The sequence below is a fragment of the Candidatus Amarolinea dominans genome, from assembly GCF_016704685.1.
Taxonomy (GTDB): domain Bacteria; phylum Chloroflexota; class Anaerolineae; order SSC4; family Amarolineaceae; genus Amarolinea; species Amarolinea dominans.
Window position 1 is genome coordinate 1 of the sequence record NZ_JADIZS010000058.1, and the last position, 13,794, is coordinate 13,794.

Below are 13,794 nucleotides of genomic sequence, written 5' to 3' on the forward strand. Positions count from 1 at the left end.
ACGCTCGGCGCAAGCTGGAACGAGGCGCAGACCGAGCAGGAGTTCGTCAAACCGGTGCTGGACGCCCTGGGCTGGAGCTACATCGTGCAGGCCAAGGCGCAGCGCCGGGGCGGCAGTCTGACGCGTCCCGATTACGCGCTCTTTGCCAGCCAGGCCGCAGCCGATGAAGCCTACCCGCACCAACGCGCCGATGACGCCTTCTACGGTCGCGCAACGGCCATCGCCGAGGCCAAGTACTGGGGCCGGCCGCTGAGCGCCACCGATGCCAGCGGCCGCAGCACCTGGAAGGCCGAAAGCAACCCCAGTCATCAGATGGTGAGCTACCTGGTGGGCACGCGCTGCCCGTGGGGCATCCTCACCAATGGTCGCACCTGGCGCCTGTACAGCCGTGAAGTCAGCAGCACGGCCAGCGAGTTCTACGAAGTTGACCTCGGACTGATCTTCGATAGCCTGCTCCCCCTCGCCTCGCGGGAGAGGGGGGCGGGGGGTGAGGTCGGCGGCCCCACTCCCGAGCAACTTGCCGACTTCCAACGCTGGTGGCTCTTTTTCCGTCGCGACGCGTTTGTGCCGGACAGTCACGGCCGTTCCTTCGTCCAGCGTGTGCATGAAGGCTCGAACACGTACGCCCGCCGCGTCAGCGACAAGCTGAAGGAGCTGGTCTTCGATGAGGTGATGCCGGAAATTGCGGCCGGGTTCGTGGCTTACCGGCAGGAGCAGCTGGGCATCCGTGAGGAAACCGGCGAGAGTCTGCGGCAGATCTACGCCGCGGGGCTGAGCCTGCTCTACAAGCTCCTGTTCGTGCTCTATGCCGAGGCGCGTGACCTGCTGCCGATGCGCAACGCCGGCTATCGCGAGCAAAGCCTGACCAACCTGGCGGCCTGGGCGGCCGAACGGATTGACCGCCGCCTGCCGCTCAGCGATGCCACTTTCGCCACCCCGCGCTACGAAGCGCTGCTCGCCCTCTTCCGGCGCATTGACCGCGGCGATCCCAGCCTGGGCATCCCACGCTACGACGGCGGGCTGTTCAGCGCGGCTACGCCCGAGAACCAGTTCCTGGAGCGCCACAAGTTGAGCGCGACCGGGCGGTGGCGCGTGCGGTGGACATCATGGTGCGCGACGCGGGCGAACCGGTGGATTACACCTTCATCAGCGTGCGCAACCTGGGGACGATCTACGAGGGGCTGCTGGAGAACCGGCTGGTCCTCGCCTCACCCCCCGGCCCCCTCTCGCCGCAGGAGATGGGGCCGGGCGGTGAGGTCGCCCTCGTCAATGACAAGGGCGAGCGCAAGCTCTCCGGCTCCTACTACACCCCTGACTTCATCGTGGAGTACATCGTGAGCCAGACCCTCGATCCGATCCTGGACGAGCGGTCCCTGCGCTTCAGCGCGGCCCTGGGCCGCATTGCCGATCTGCGCAAGAAACTGCACCAGGCGCTGGACAAGACGACCAATCAGCGGCTGCAGGCGCAGCTGGCGAGCGCCGAACGGGACGCGCTCGAGGCCTTCCTGGGGATCAAGGTTTGCGATCCGGCGATGGGCAGCGGCCATTTCCTGGTCAACGCCGTGGATCATCTGACCGACGGCATCATCCGGCGCATGCAGGTCTACCACGACACTCATCCCAGCGTGCCGTGGGACTGGAACCCTGTACAGCGACTGATCGAACGGGTGCGCCGTGAGATCGAAGCGGAGATGGCGCGCCAGGGCATTGCGGTGGATGCGGCCCGGCTGGACGACACCGCGCTGCTGACCCGCCTGGTGATGAAGCGCTGCATCTACGGCGTGGACCTCAACCCGCTGGCGGTGGAGCTGGCAAAGCTGAGCCTGTGGCTGCACACCTTCACGGTGGGCGCGCCGCTCAGTTTCCTGGATCATCACCTGCGCTGGGGCAATTCGGTGCTTGGCGCGGACGTGCGCACGGTGGAACGCGCCATGCGGGTGACAGACGCCGGCCAGTTGACGCTGTTCCAGGGGCCGTTCGCCGGCCTGCTCGATCTGACCGCGGTGATGATCGAAGTGGCCGGGCGGGCCGACTCCACGCTGGCCGATGTGCAGCAGAGCGCCGAAGCCTACGCTGCGTTCCAGCGTCAGCTCCTGCCCTACAAACAGGCGCTCGACCTGTGGGTGAGCCAGTGGTTCGACGACGAGAGACCCTCGAAGTCTCGTCGTCCTGCCGGGTCGGCCGCGTTCGAGTTCATGACCATGCACAGCGGCGACGTGCTGCCCGCGCTGGCCGGGGAGATCGCCGTGGACGAGCGCTACCAGGGGGCCATCGCCCGCGCCCGCGGCCAGTGGGAACAGCAGCGCTTCTTCCACTGGGATTTGGAGTTCCCCGAAGTCTTCATTGACCTGGCCGGCCGCGACTGGGCCGCGGACGGCGGCTTCGACGCCATGCTTGGCAACCCGCCCTATGTGCGGCAGGAGCAGGTGAGCGCGGCCAAGCGCTACCTGGCCGCAGCCCACGCGCCGGTGTACGATGCAGCGGCCGACCTGTACGTTTACTTTTATCACCGAGGCTGTGAGATGCTGCGTCGCGGCGGTCGACTGGCGTTCATCGTCAACAACAAGTGGTTGCGCGCCGGTTACGGCGAGCCGCTGCGGCGCTACCTTGCCGAACAGACCGTGGTGGAGCGAATCGTGGACTTCGGCCACGCGCCGATCTTCCCCGACGCCGACACCTTCCCGTGCATCGCGGTGCTGCGCAAGCCGGCCGCCGAACCGGCCGCCCCTGCCGAGACCGAGGTGTGCGCGTTCCCGCGCGAGGAGTTAGGCCACAGCGACCTGACGACCTACGTGGAAGCCCACAGCCATCGCGTGCCGGCCGGCCGTTTCAGCGCGGCGCCGTGGAGTCTGGAACCGCCGGATGTGAACGCGCTGATGACGAAAATCCGGCGTGCTGGTGTGCCGCTTCTTGATTTTATCGGCGGTAAACCCTATCGAGGCATTTTGACCGGCCTCAATGAGGTCTTCTCGATTGACACGCCAACGCGCGACCGGCTTGTGACTGCTGATCCGAGCGCTGCAGATGTGATCGTGCCCTATCTGCGCGGGCAGGACATCAAACGTTGGCATCCTGAGTGGGCCAGCCTGTGGATGATCCTGCTCAAGTCGAGCGAGAATTTCGACTGGCCCTGGAGTAAGTCAGGCGAATCGGCAGAGGCCATCTTTGCTCACGCATTTCCTTCTTTGCACGCTTACTTGAAACCACACGAAGGGGCATTGCGCAAGCGGCAGGACCAGGGGCGCTTCTGGTGGGAGTTGCGGTCGTGCGACTACTACTCAGTGTTTAGGCATCCCAAGATTATCCACACCGATATTGCCTGGCGTGCGCAGTTTGCGTACTCTGACAAACCGGTTTTCTTGGTCAACACAGCGTATGTTTGGCCGACCAATGACCTTTATCTGTTGGCAGTCGTCAATTCGCCCCTGATGTGGGCCTACATGTGGCGTAATGCTATGCACGGCAAGGACGAAGTTCTCCGCCTGATCTACTCCTTCACCGAGTCATTACCTATCGCGCAGCCCGATGACTCGATGCGTTCTGAGATTGAACCGGCAGTTCAGCGGCTTATCACGCTGACGCAGCAAAATCAGGTCGTCGTTGATGAGGTGTTGGTTTGGCTGACGGCCGAGTTTGGCGTAACCACGCCGGGCCAGGCGTTGGGAGCGTTCGGCAACCTGGACGAAGGGGCGTTTATCCAGCAGGTGCGCGCTCGCCGTCCGAAGGGGGAGGCGCGACTCAGCCCTGCGGGCGTGGGTGAACTGGCACGCGTCTACCGGCAGTACGCGCTGCCGCTGCGCGCTGGGGTCGCCGAGAGCGCGCGACTCGAAGGCCGGCTGGCGGAACTGGTGAACGCGGCTTATGGCCTGACGCCAGACGAAGTTGCGCTGCTCTGGCGCACCGCTCCGCCGCGGATGCCCGTCTCACAGCCGATGGACTGAGAGAAGGATGACTGGCTTCCCGCCGCGCCGCACACGAACAGCGCACGGCCGAGATCATCCGGCTGGAAACGCAGCTCAACGCGCGGGTCTGGCCTGTTCGACCTGGGCGCAGCGGAGATCGAACTGATCGAGGCGAGCACGAAGTACCGGTATGGGGGGGGGGCAGGCGCGGCCCGGGTGAGAACCACGCCCGAATGTATAATCAGCGGCGCCGGCCGCGCACAGCGTTGAGTCTGTCATCCTGGCCAGGCCACCCGCATCAGGATCTTCGACGGAGGAGCATGTCATGCAGAAGCTGTCCATCGGCGTGCAGGCGTTCGAAGTCATGCGAACGCAGGGATTCATCTACAAAAGTACCATCCTGACTTGGCAAAGTGACCGATTCTGTGCTAGACTTTAGGGCAATTGCCTTATAAGGCAATTGCCCTAAACGCTGTTCAGGAGTGATGCCCATGACGCCATCTTTTTATCCGCCACACCTCAGAGCCTTGTTCACCGACCGCGAGCGTGAGCTTGGTCTGCTCGAGCAGGCTACGCTCAGCCTGAAGGAGGGGCGACCACGCCACCTGGCGTTGTTCGGCCTGCGCCGCATTGGCAAGACGCTCCTGCTCATGGAACACCTGACGCGATGGCTGGAGCAGGCGCCGACCGGCAGCGTGCGGCCGGTCTACGTGGATATGGAAGAATTGGTGACGTCCCCGGAACTGTTCAGCCGGCGCTACGTCGGCCTGGTGACATTCTGGGCTTTGACCGGCGGGCAGGGTGACCGCGAGAGTTTTCTGACGCCGGCCGGCTTGCTTGGCGGACCGGCCGCGGGCCTACGCTGCGTCGCCCAAACCCTGGCAACCCTCGATAGCGCGCGTGACGACCCGGCGTTGCAAGTCAGCGCGGCGCTCGATTTCCCCGAGAAGTTGGCCGCCGAGCTGGGCTGCTACCTCCTCTTGCTGTTGGACGAGTTTACCGAATTAGCCGTGCTCGGCAATTACCCTGCTGTGCGCCGGCCGGTGCAGCTCTTTCGGGCTGCGCTGCAGCGCCAGGGCCGCCTGGGATACGTTGTGGCGGCCTCCGCCATCAGCGCCATGCAGCACCTGGTTCAGGACGGCCAGTCACCGCTTTTCTTGCAGTTCGAATCAGTGGAGGTGGCGCGCTTTCCGCTCGATGCGACCCTGGCCCTCGTCGAGCGCATCCTGGGCGCGACCCCGGCGGCCGGCGCCGGCCGACGTCTGCATGAGTTGACAGGCGGTCACCCGTTCTACATCTATGCCGTGACCTCGCGCATGGGGGACCTGGCCCAAACGGCCAGTACATTGACCGCCGCAGATGCTGAGCGCGCCTTCCTCCTGGAAACGCTGACACGCGACGGTCGCATCTACAACTACTGCCGCTATCTCTACGACATCTCTCTCAGCCGCGCGCGCGGCTATGGCATTCTAAAAGCCATTCTGCAGACGCTGGCCGAGGAGGAAGGGCTGACGCTGAGCGAGATTGCCCGCCGGATCCGCAAGGGCGCCCCTGGCACGCGCAGTTACTTGCGCGCATTGCAGGAAGTGGACTTGTTGATCGAAGAGGGGGGCGAGTATTTCTATCGTGATCCTGTGTTACGTTACTGGGTGGCGGTCATGACGCGCGGGATCGAAGTAGACCTGTTTGCCAGCCGGACAATTCTGGCGCCGCTCCTGGCCGACCTGGAAGCACAGCACGCCCGGCTTTCATCCGAGTTGGGGCGCGCACGCGAGAGCCAGCTGCGTGAAACGATGCGCGCCTTTGCGGGGCAAGAGATGGATGGTGTTTGGTTCGGGATCAATGGCCGCCTGGCGCTACCGATCTTCACCCGCGTCGCGCCCTACCGGTCTGCCGACGGCCAGGTGGAAGTGGACGCTCTGGCTGAAACCGAAAGCGGAGACCGGTGGGCAGTCGAACTCAAGTGGCAGAGCAAGGTCGTCGGTGAGAAGGAATTGATCGCGCTGGCCGCCAAAGCCCGGACGCTGAACGCACAACCCTGGTGCGTCAGCCGCAGCGGTTTCACGCCGGCCGCGCGAGCCTACGCTGAGGCTCATGACATTCTCATCTCCACTCGCGCCGATCTGGAGAAGATCGAGCGTGCAGTTCGACACCCATCTGACTGAACGTAGCCGCCGCGCTCACAATCTCACGCTCGGCGATGTCCAGGGCGACGCCGGCGTCCGCAGCATGCGCCAGGCGTTTCTCGATCATCAGCACACCTCGATGTCACCGGGTTGACAAGAATCAGCGTCATGGTATTTTGGAGATAGAAACTCAAATGGGACAAAGTGATAGCTACGTTCGCTCAGCCGCCCGATCGGTTGCCGGCGGGAATTCCGCAGCTGACCCAAAGGCTGCGCGCTTGAGGAATGTGGGCCATGGTGGGTCACGAAAGCAGAGATATCAAATCATCCGGCATGGCATTGCGTTGTCTCAACAGGTAAATGGCCTTCGCCTTGCGCAGAGTGAGCAGATCTTCCTGTTCTACCAGGCGTGTGGCCTCGCGGCGCTCGGCCTCGGTCAGTTCCCGTTGCTCCTGAAGACCCAGAAGTTCTCGCAATCGTAGCATCTCTTTTGGCGCTGTTGTTGAGATCGCGATCTGCGTCAACTGTGCGGTATTCATGGACTCCAGGCCCGTTAGCACCGCGTCCTGTGCTGATCCTGTGCGCTCGACCGGCGGCCGAATCCACTCAACTACCACCTGCTCAATCGGGCGTTTCGTTGCCCTGGCGATCCGGATAGCCTTCTGGTAGATACGCTGTGGCAATTCTAATGTTACCAATGTCATGGTGCAATCTCTCCGACAGGTCTTTTCTACCTGGTCTGAACGTGCTGTGTTGTCCCTGATAGAGAGATTGTACTACGATCAATTCCTGATTGCAAACAACACAGAAGTTGAGCTCAATGATGCCTTGTCAAATCGTGCGAAGACGGGGCGATTCACAGTTTAGGCGGGTGATCTGGCGCTGAACCAGCCGCGCCCGCTCCGCCTCAACCGCCGACCGGTTGGCTGGCCCGCGCCAGCACCGCTTCGATCGGATAATCGAGACCCGCTGCGCTGCAATAGGGCTTGAGCAGCTCATCGGCATCGGCGCAGAGGGCAGCAACCACGGACGCTTCGACAACGTCGTTTTTCAGAGCACCAACGCCGCGCACCAACGCTTGCGGCGAGGCAAAATGCACATTGCCCACTTCGGTCTGCGCTTCGATCTGCGCAAAGCCCGCCTCCTCCAGCAGCCTCCGCACCTGAACAGGATCGCTGAGCGAGTGCATGGCTGTCCAGTTATTGGCTTGGTCCGCGCCCAGGCGCCGCACCCAGATTTGCGTCACTGCCACCTGCCCAGGGCATCGCTCGCGCGCCCCCCATGTCATCAGCGCGAGGCGGCCCCCCGGCGCCAGCACCCGGCGCATCTCGCGCAGCGCGGCCACCTGATCCGGGAAGAACATCAGCCCCAGTTGACAAGTTACCGCATCGAAGCTGCCATCCGCGTAGGGCAGGCTGTCCACCGACCCCTCGCGCCACTCGATGGTCGCGCCGCCCGCCTGCCCGTCCACACTGCGAGCCACGGCCAGCGCCTCCGGGCTGATGTCCAGACCCACTACCTGCCCGGTCGGGCCGGCGATCCGGGCGGCCTGGTGGGTCACCGCGCCGGTGCCGCAGGCCACGTCCAGCAGCCGCTGACCGGGTTGAGCGCGGCCAGGGCCAGGGTGCGCTCCGCCCAGGGTGCAATCATAGATGGCACAAAGCAGGCATGGTAGATTTCGGCCCAGTTGCCGCTGATGCCCCAAACGTTCGCTGCGGTCATCAGCTCGCCCCGTTCTTGACCACCGGCAGCCCGGCTTCGATCCACGCCTGCACGCCGCCCTCCAGAATCTGCACGTTCGTGAAGCCCATGTCGTGCAGCAGCTTGCCGCCAATCGCACCCAGCGGCCCCAGGATGCAGGTGGTGATGATGGGCTGCGAGCGGTCGGCCAGCCGGGGATCCCGCCAGCTTTCCGGCACTTCGTTGTCGGCCAGATAGGTGAGCGCGCCGAACGACAGATTGACCGCGCCGGGCACAGTCCCGGTCTGGGCGATGTCGGCCGCGTCGCGCACGTCAATGACCAGCAGGTCGGCTTCCTTCTTCTGGCGGCGCTGGAGATCCGCCGGTTTGATGGTGGGCACGGCCCGGTGGGCTTCCTCGGCCATCGCGCCGAAGGTTTTTTGAGACATTGCCAAACTCCTTTTGTTGTCGAACTACATGTTTGAAAACCGTCGAGGGTTGCCCCTAGCATAGCCGATGTCGGGTTGCCTTTTCTGCCGTTTCTTGCCAAATTCGTTTTTCATTCGGTTGCAAGTTGTGCTATACTTGCGCACACAAAAGCTACGATCCATTGCTGCGAAAGGAGGGTTGGCATGGATATCTCCCACATTCCGCTCACTGTTTCGACCAGCCTCGGAGAGCTGCTCAGGTTCCTCCGTCGCCGCGCCCGGCTTTCCCAGCGCGAGTTGTCCATTGCAGTCGGCTACAGCGAGTCCCACATCAGCCGCATCGAAAACAACGAACGCCCCGTTGACCGCGCCAGTCTGTTGGCGCTCTTCGTGCCCGCCGTGGAAATCGAGAACGAGCCGGAGACCATCGCCCGCCTCCTGGCGCTGTGCGAGCAAGCGCAGCCGCTGCCCGCCGCAGCTCGCCTGCGCCCGTTCCGTCACGACCGGGTGCCGAACCGCAACCGGCCCCTCCCAACCGCCTCCCCGTTCAGCTCACCTCCTTCATCGGACGCGCCGAGGAATTGGCCGAACTGCGGGAACTGCTGGCCGACGACCAGACCCGGCTGCTCACCCTGACCGGCGCGGGCGGCTGCGGCAAGACCCGGCTGGCCCTGCGCGTGGGGGAAGGGATGGCCCACGCGTACAGCCACGGCGTCTGGCTGGTGGAACTGGCCGCGCTGACCGACCCCCACCTGTTGGTCAGAGAGGTGGCCTCGACCTTCGATCTGCAGGAAAACGCCGACCGCCCGCTGCTGGCAGCCCTGGCCGATTTCTTGCGCCCCCGCCAGGCGCTGCTCATCCTGGACAATTGCGAACACCTGGTGGATGTGGCCGCGCGCCTGGCCGCCGCTCTCCTGCAGGTCTGTCCCGATCTGCGCATTCTGGCCACCAGCCGCGAAAACCTGGCCGTCCCCGGCGAAATCGTCTATCCGGTTCAACCCCTCGCCCTGCCGCCGGCCCTGCTGGGCGGGCGCCCCGGCCGGGCTGACGTGGAAGGCTACGACGCCATCCGCCTCTTCGTGGAGCGGGCCAGGGCGGTGCTGCGCGGCTTTGCCCTCAGCGACCAGAACGCGCCGGCCGTCGCCCGCATCTGCCAGCGGCTGGACGGCATCCCCCTGGGCATCGAACTGGCCGCGGCCTGGCTGCCCCTGCTTTCACCGGAGGAAATCGCGGCCCGGCTGGAACGCAATCTCGATCTGCCCGCGGGAGGACGGCGGACCCTCCTGCCCCGCCACCAAACCCTGGCCGCGGCCATTGCGTGGAGCTATCATCTGCTCGCTGGCGAGGAGCAGGCGCTGCTGCGCCGTCTTTCCATCTTTGGCGGCGACTGGTCCCTGGAAGCCGCAGAAGAAATCGCCGGGGATTTGCCGCCCCTGGCCCAGGCGGATGTGCTGGGGCTGCTGCGACGACTGATCAACAAATCCCTGGTGACGGTGGAGCGCTCCGCCGAAGGCGGGACCCGCTACCGTTTCCTGGAAGCGATCCGGGAATTTGCCCGGCAGCGGTTGGCGGAGAGCGGCGAAGAGGCGGCGCTGGCTGACCGTCATCTGGCCTGGTTTGTGGCCCTGGCCGAAAGGGCCGAACCGCGGCTGAAGTCGGCGCAGCAGCTCTTCTGGCTGGCGGTTCTGGATCAGGAGCAGGAAAACTTTCGGGCCGCGCTCTCGCACAGCCTTGCCCGGGGCAGCGTCGAGGAGGGGCTGCGGCTGGTGGGCGCGCTGGGCCACTTCTGGGAGATGCGTCACCATCTGGTCGAAGGCGGCCGCTGGGGCGCAAGACTGCTTGACGCAGCGCAGGGGCGCGCCGAGTTGATCCACAGCCCGTGGCGGGCGAAAGCGCTTTTTACCGCAGGCGTGATCGCCGTCTATCAGTTCGAGGACGAACGCGCCCGCGTTCACCTGGAGGAGAGCGTGCGCATCTACCGGGAACTGGAGGACGCGGTCGGGGCCGGCGCGGCTCTCTGTTTCATTGCCATCACCCAGGATCGTTTGCAGCAGCCACAACAGGCGCTTGACACCTATCACGAAGCCATCCGCTGCTCGCAGCGGGCCGAGGACACTTGGTGGATCGCCGAACACCTGCACTGACTGGCCCACACATTGGACGATCAGGGTGACCGTCATACAGCCACTGCCTGTTTTCAGGAGTCGGTGGCGCTCTTCCGGGAGACCGGCGACCAATGGGCGCTCACCCATCCTCTCTGCGACCTGGCTCTGCGCACCTGGGACGCCGGCCGGCTGCACGAGGCGGTTGCGCTGATTCAGGAATACCTGGCAATTTTCCGCCAACTGCGCGCGCCGAACGGTGTGTCAATGGCCCTGGGTTACCTTTCGTACATGGCGGTCAGCATGGGAGATTTCGCGGCCGCGACCCGGGCGGCCCAGGAGAAGGCGGAGATCGAAGGTTCCCGCGGATTGCCCATTGGCAGAGCCTATGGCTTACATGTCGGGGCTGATCTGCACTTCGCGCAGGGCAACCTGGCCCAGGCCCGCGCCCAGTGGCAGGAAGCCCTGGCCCTGGCGCGCGGGAGTCCGAACCAGGGCTTTGTGGCGGCAATCCTCTATCACTTGGGCCAGGTGGCGCTGTACACAGATCGTCTCGACGAAGCGGCCGAACGGCTGACAGAAAGCCGGCGTCTGAGCCGCGGGACGGACCGTTGGTGGTTGGAGGCGGAGGCGCTGCTTGCCCAGGGCCAGGTGGCGGCCCGGCGCCATGAGTACATTGACGCGCTGGCCCTCATGCAGGAGAGTTTGACGCTGTATCAGGAGGTGCGCCCCAAAATTCCCGTTCGGCTGGAAGGGCTGGCCCAGGTGTGGCTGGATTTACACCGGCCAGAACGGGCCGTCACCCTGCTGGGCGCGGCCAGCCAGTTGCGCGGCGCCATGGGGTTGCCCCTTTTGCCGGTGGACAGGCCGGGTTACGAGCAGGTTCTCGCCAGCGTGCGCGCCAGCCTGACCGACGCCGCCTTTGCCGCGGCCTGGGCCGCGGGTGAGGCGCTGTCCGCCGAGGAGAGCGTGGCCGATGCGCTGGCAGAATCACAGGGGTCGGTGGTTGTGACGGGGACAGATTGAATTTCACCCAAGGATTTCGTCAACCACTTGTTCGAATGTCGGAGCAAGTGTTAGGTGAATTTCCTCTCGCGTATGTTTGTGTTCAGCCTGAGGCAACGCAGGTTTATGCGCAGCATTGTCATATCGAAAGACCAAATTCATTGCTGCATCTTGATAATGATACGCATACATCAGTCGCGGCTCTGGCAAGGACGTATCCACAAATTCACGAAAGTGTAACTCGCTGCTGTCTTCGAAGTGCAGCACGCCGCCAATGAAGCCACGCAGTGTCGAGCGTTGATCATTGGTGAAATCGAACAAGACTGCCTGTCCGGTAGACAGTAGCTCCTCGATGCTGTCAAGAATGCACTGGGCGTACTCACTGAAGCTGGAAGCGCGCATTTGCCAGTTCTTCCAATTCTGCTTGTAGGCCTTCCAATAACTTCGCCTCTCCGGCCCACTCCACGTACTCCAGGTCGCCGCCCTCCAGGTCTTCGGCTGTCATTTCTGCCAGGAAACGGTCAGTGCTGATTGCATACCGCTCTTCGAAGCCGGCTAGACGACGGCGAGTACGCCTGATGCCGGCGCGCAATCGCGCTTGATAGTTTTCCAGAACGCGCTGAACCGTGTTTGCCGCCTTTGGATTCGCCAGCCCGATCACCATCGCGACGCTCATAATCATTGCCTCGAATTCGCAAACTTGTGCTCTATCTACGATAGCAGAATTGTACTACGATCAGTTCCTGGCTGCAAACGTCAGCAATTCCAAACGCAACCGCATTCTTCACCGCACAGAGGTCGCAGAGGAGTCGTATCGTTGGATCGCGCCACAACGGTCGGGCAGGTTGATTGCACAAGATCACCATGAGCAGATTCTTATAATCTGCTCATGGTGACTCTACCCCATCTCTGCCTGACGTGCAAGCGTTACGATTGATCTGAGCGAGCGGCGCGGCGGCCGTGCGCAGTTCGACCGCCGAAGCGAATCTGGAGCCTGACGAAGCGGAGCGCTTGTCAGAATGAGATCGCCGCGACCGCTAGCGCCTCCACCACAAACGCGGTAGGCGCGCCGGCGCGGGTGATGAGGAGGTCGAGTTGCGGTAGGCGGTCATGGGCGGTTCAGCGGCCTTTGGTTCCTGGGCTGCCGCGTCGTAGATCCTGGTTGCGCCCGTGGCCGCGGCCAAGCAGCGTGGTGGCTATGGCGGCCTGGTCAGCCAGCATGGCGGTTTCGCCGGGTTGCGGCGCGGCGATGAGGAGGGCGAGATGGACCGGAGGAGTATTTGATGGCCGCATCACGCCCTTCTCCACTGATGACATGAGCCCGTTCTGTCGGCATGATCTTACATCTGCCCGATAGCGCCTTGACTTCGACAAAAGGCGATTTTTGTTGCATACCGAATGCCAGACAATGGGTTCGCCCCGTCGATAGTAACTTGTCTGGCAGAGAGACTCTCATGCATGCTCCGTTCTTGGACGTGAATTCCACCCCCAAGGCGTTAAGCAGGCTATAAGCCTGAGTGTCTGAGAGTAGCTCTGCGTTAGCACTACGCACGGTAACATCACGGAGCGTTTCGCTATCTTCGTGCAGTTGTGACACGGCCAGTTCCCACAGCGACTCAAGCCCTTCGGGCAGCCAGAATTCCGAATCCGCGGAATCCGCGCCCCGGCTCTGAGCGTCATTCTGGAGCGCCTTTACAAGCCTGTCTAGCTCATCGAAGAAAGTGGGATTTGGGTCGCTTGCCTGCCATTCTCCGTCTTCAGTCATGGTCTCGAATTTCAAATGAGAAGCCGGCTCCTCACCGCGTGTATTGATATCCAAACCGAGAAACGAGATGATCTCCTCGGCCGGTCCAGCGATATGGATGGTGATGTCATCGTTGTAGGGCAGCATGATTGGGTTCTTGGTGTTCATTGAGTTTGCCTCCATGTGTGTTGATCTATTGGGGGGAATCCTTCGCACAGCGGATACCGGTTTCGGGGCTCACGTCATGAGGAAAAGATGGATAAGAATCGCTCAAGTCGCGCATGTAAGAGATAAATCCTCCCCCAGCGCGTTGAAGTTCGAGGTTGCTGCTTCTGCCATCCCACTGACGATTTTCGGTGTCGGTGGTGGTCCATTCCCAGGCATTGCCGATCAGGTGCAAGGGCCTCAAGGCGCCATCCTGGGTGTCCGCTGTGACCCTGTTTACGGGCCAGAGACTGGACCTCGACTGGCGCATGTTGTAATGGTCCGAATTCGCAAGAGTGTCATCCGCCTGAATGACTTCACTTTCCCATCGTCGGACGGCAATGACCCATTCTTCAAATGTCGGCAAGCGTCGTCCCAGCCATTGACAGAAGGCCTGTGCCTGAATCGCCGTCACATCGGTGACTGGCAGATCGCCTAGTTGTTTGTCTCCATCAGAATACCGGCTGAAATCCTCATTGCTTTCTGGCTTGGGGCAACGTTGAGAGTCACTGCGAAAGCATCTGGCGTAGAGGGCAATGGAGACTTCGTACCGATCTAGCTTGAATGCGCCCACGTCAACTTGCGGACTTGCCTTGATCACTT

14 protein-coding genes and 1 pseudogene are annotated in these 13,794 nt (G+C 63.0%); 7 read left to right on the forward strand and 8 right to left on the reverse strand.

All coding sequences use genetic code 11. The features are described 5' to 3' along the window. The 4 genes and pseudogenes from IPF85_RS23545 to IPF85_RS23560 form a co-directional block, all read left to right on the forward strand. A pseudogene (locus IPF85_RS23545) lies at window positions 1-1,338 on the forward strand (hypothetical protein); the annotation flags it as partial. Window positions 1,339-2,201: 863 nt separating this feature from the next. Beyond that, the gene (locus IPF85_RS23550) at window positions 2,202-3,941 is read left to right on the forward strand and encodes an Eco57I restriction-modification methylase domain-containing protein (protein WP_343410502.1); all 1,740 of its coding nucleotides are present in this window, start codon (window positions 2,202-2,204) and stop codon (window positions 3,939-3,941) included. Window positions 3,942-4,393: 452 nt separating this feature from the next. Then, window positions 4,394-6,067 carry a restriction endonuclease gene (locus tag IPF85_RS23555; RefSeq protein WP_343410489.1) on the forward strand — a complete coding sequence of 558 codons (1,674 nt, stop codon included), beginning with the start codon at window positions 4,394-4,396 and terminating at the stop codon, window positions 6,065-6,067. Then, on the forward strand, window positions 6,042-6,182 hold the full coding sequence (locus tag IPF85_RS23560; RefSeq protein ID WP_343410490.1) for a hypothetical protein: 141 nt from the start codon (window positions 6,042-6,044) through the stop codon (window positions 6,180-6,182). The genes IPF85_RS23555 and IPF85_RS23560 overlap by 26 nt, the downstream gene beginning before the upstream one ends. A gap of 148 nt (window positions 6,183-6,330) precedes the next feature. Here IPF85_RS23560 and IPF85_RS23565 read toward each other — a convergent pair whose 3' ends face one another. From IPF85_RS23565 to IPF85_RS23580, 4 genes are all read right to left on the reverse strand, one after another. Next, window positions 6,331-6,732 (reverse strand): hypothetical protein, encoded by a 402-nt coding sequence (locus IPF85_RS23565; protein ID WP_343410491.1) that lies wholly within the window; start codon window positions 6,730-6,732, stop codon window positions 6,331-6,333. Window positions 6,733-6,935: 203 nt separating this feature from the next. After that, window positions 6,936-7,610 carry a methyltransferase domain-containing protein gene (locus IPF85_RS23570; protein WP_343410492.1) on the reverse strand — a complete coding sequence of 225 codons (675 nt, stop codon included), beginning with the start codon at window positions 7,608-7,610 and terminating at the stop codon, window positions 6,936-6,938. Next, the gene (locus IPF85_RS23575) at window positions 7,586-7,750 is read right to left on the reverse strand and encodes a hypothetical protein (protein WP_343410493.1); all 165 of its coding nucleotides are present in this window, start codon (window positions 7,748-7,750) and stop codon (window positions 7,586-7,588) included. Before IPF85_RS23575 ends, IPF85_RS23570 begins: the two co-directional genes overlap by 25 nt. Then, window positions 7,750-8,157, reverse strand: a complete 408-nt coding sequence (locus tag IPF85_RS23580) for a rhodanese-like domain-containing protein (RefSeq protein ID WP_343410494.1) — start codon at window positions 8,155-8,157, stop codon at window positions 7,750-7,752. The genes IPF85_RS23575 and IPF85_RS23580 overlap by 1 nt, the downstream gene beginning before the upstream one ends. 183 nt (window positions 8,158-8,340) lie before the next feature. Between IPF85_RS23580 and IPF85_RS23585 the strand changes: the two genes are divergently transcribed. From IPF85_RS23585 to IPF85_RS23595, 3 genes are all read left to right on the forward strand, one after another. Beyond that, complete coding sequence (locus tag IPF85_RS23585; protein WP_343410495.1) at window positions 8,341-8,772, forward strand: helix-turn-helix transcriptional regulator; 432 nt, start codon at window positions 8,341-8,343, stop codon at window positions 8,770-8,772. Then, a complete protein-coding gene (locus tag IPF85_RS23590; RefSeq protein WP_343410496.1) occupies window positions 8,718-10,280 on the forward strand; it encodes an AAA family ATPase in 1,563 nt (520 codons plus the stop codon). Before IPF85_RS23585 ends, IPF85_RS23590 begins: the two co-directional genes overlap by 55 nt. A 63-nt stretch (window positions 10,281-10,343) precedes the next feature. Beyond that, window positions 10,344-11,264, forward strand: a complete 921-nt coding sequence (locus IPF85_RS23595; RefSeq protein ID WP_343410497.1) for a tetratricopeptide repeat protein — start codon at window positions 10,344-10,346, stop codon at window positions 11,262-11,264. A gap of 3 nt (window positions 11,265-11,267) precedes the next feature. Here the strand turns inward: IPF85_RS23595 and IPF85_RS23600 are convergent, their stop codons facing one another. The 4 genes from IPF85_RS23600 to IPF85_RS23615 form a co-directional block, all read right to left on the reverse strand. Continuing rightward, complete coding sequence (locus IPF85_RS23600) at window positions 11,268-11,645, reverse strand: DUF6516 family protein (RefSeq protein ID WP_343410498.1); 378 nt, start codon at window positions 11,643-11,645, stop codon at window positions 11,268-11,270. Further along, window positions 11,623-11,919, reverse strand: a complete 297-nt coding sequence (locus IPF85_RS23605) for a hypothetical protein (protein WP_343410499.1) — start codon at window positions 11,917-11,919, stop codon at window positions 11,623-11,625. The genes IPF85_RS23600 and IPF85_RS23605 overlap by 23 nt, the downstream gene beginning before the upstream one ends. A gap of 534 nt (window positions 11,920-12,453) precedes the next feature. After that, window positions 12,454-13,155, reverse strand: coding sequence for a hypothetical protein (locus IPF85_RS23610; RefSeq protein WP_343410500.1), 702 nt, complete (start codon window positions 13,153-13,155; stop codon window positions 12,454-12,456). Between the two features lie 25 nt (window positions 13,156-13,180). Next, window positions 13,181-13,794 (reverse strand): SUMF1/EgtB/PvdO family nonheme iron enzyme (locus IPF85_RS23615; RefSeq protein WP_343410501.1); only part of this gene is annotated, 614 nt, incomplete at its 5' end.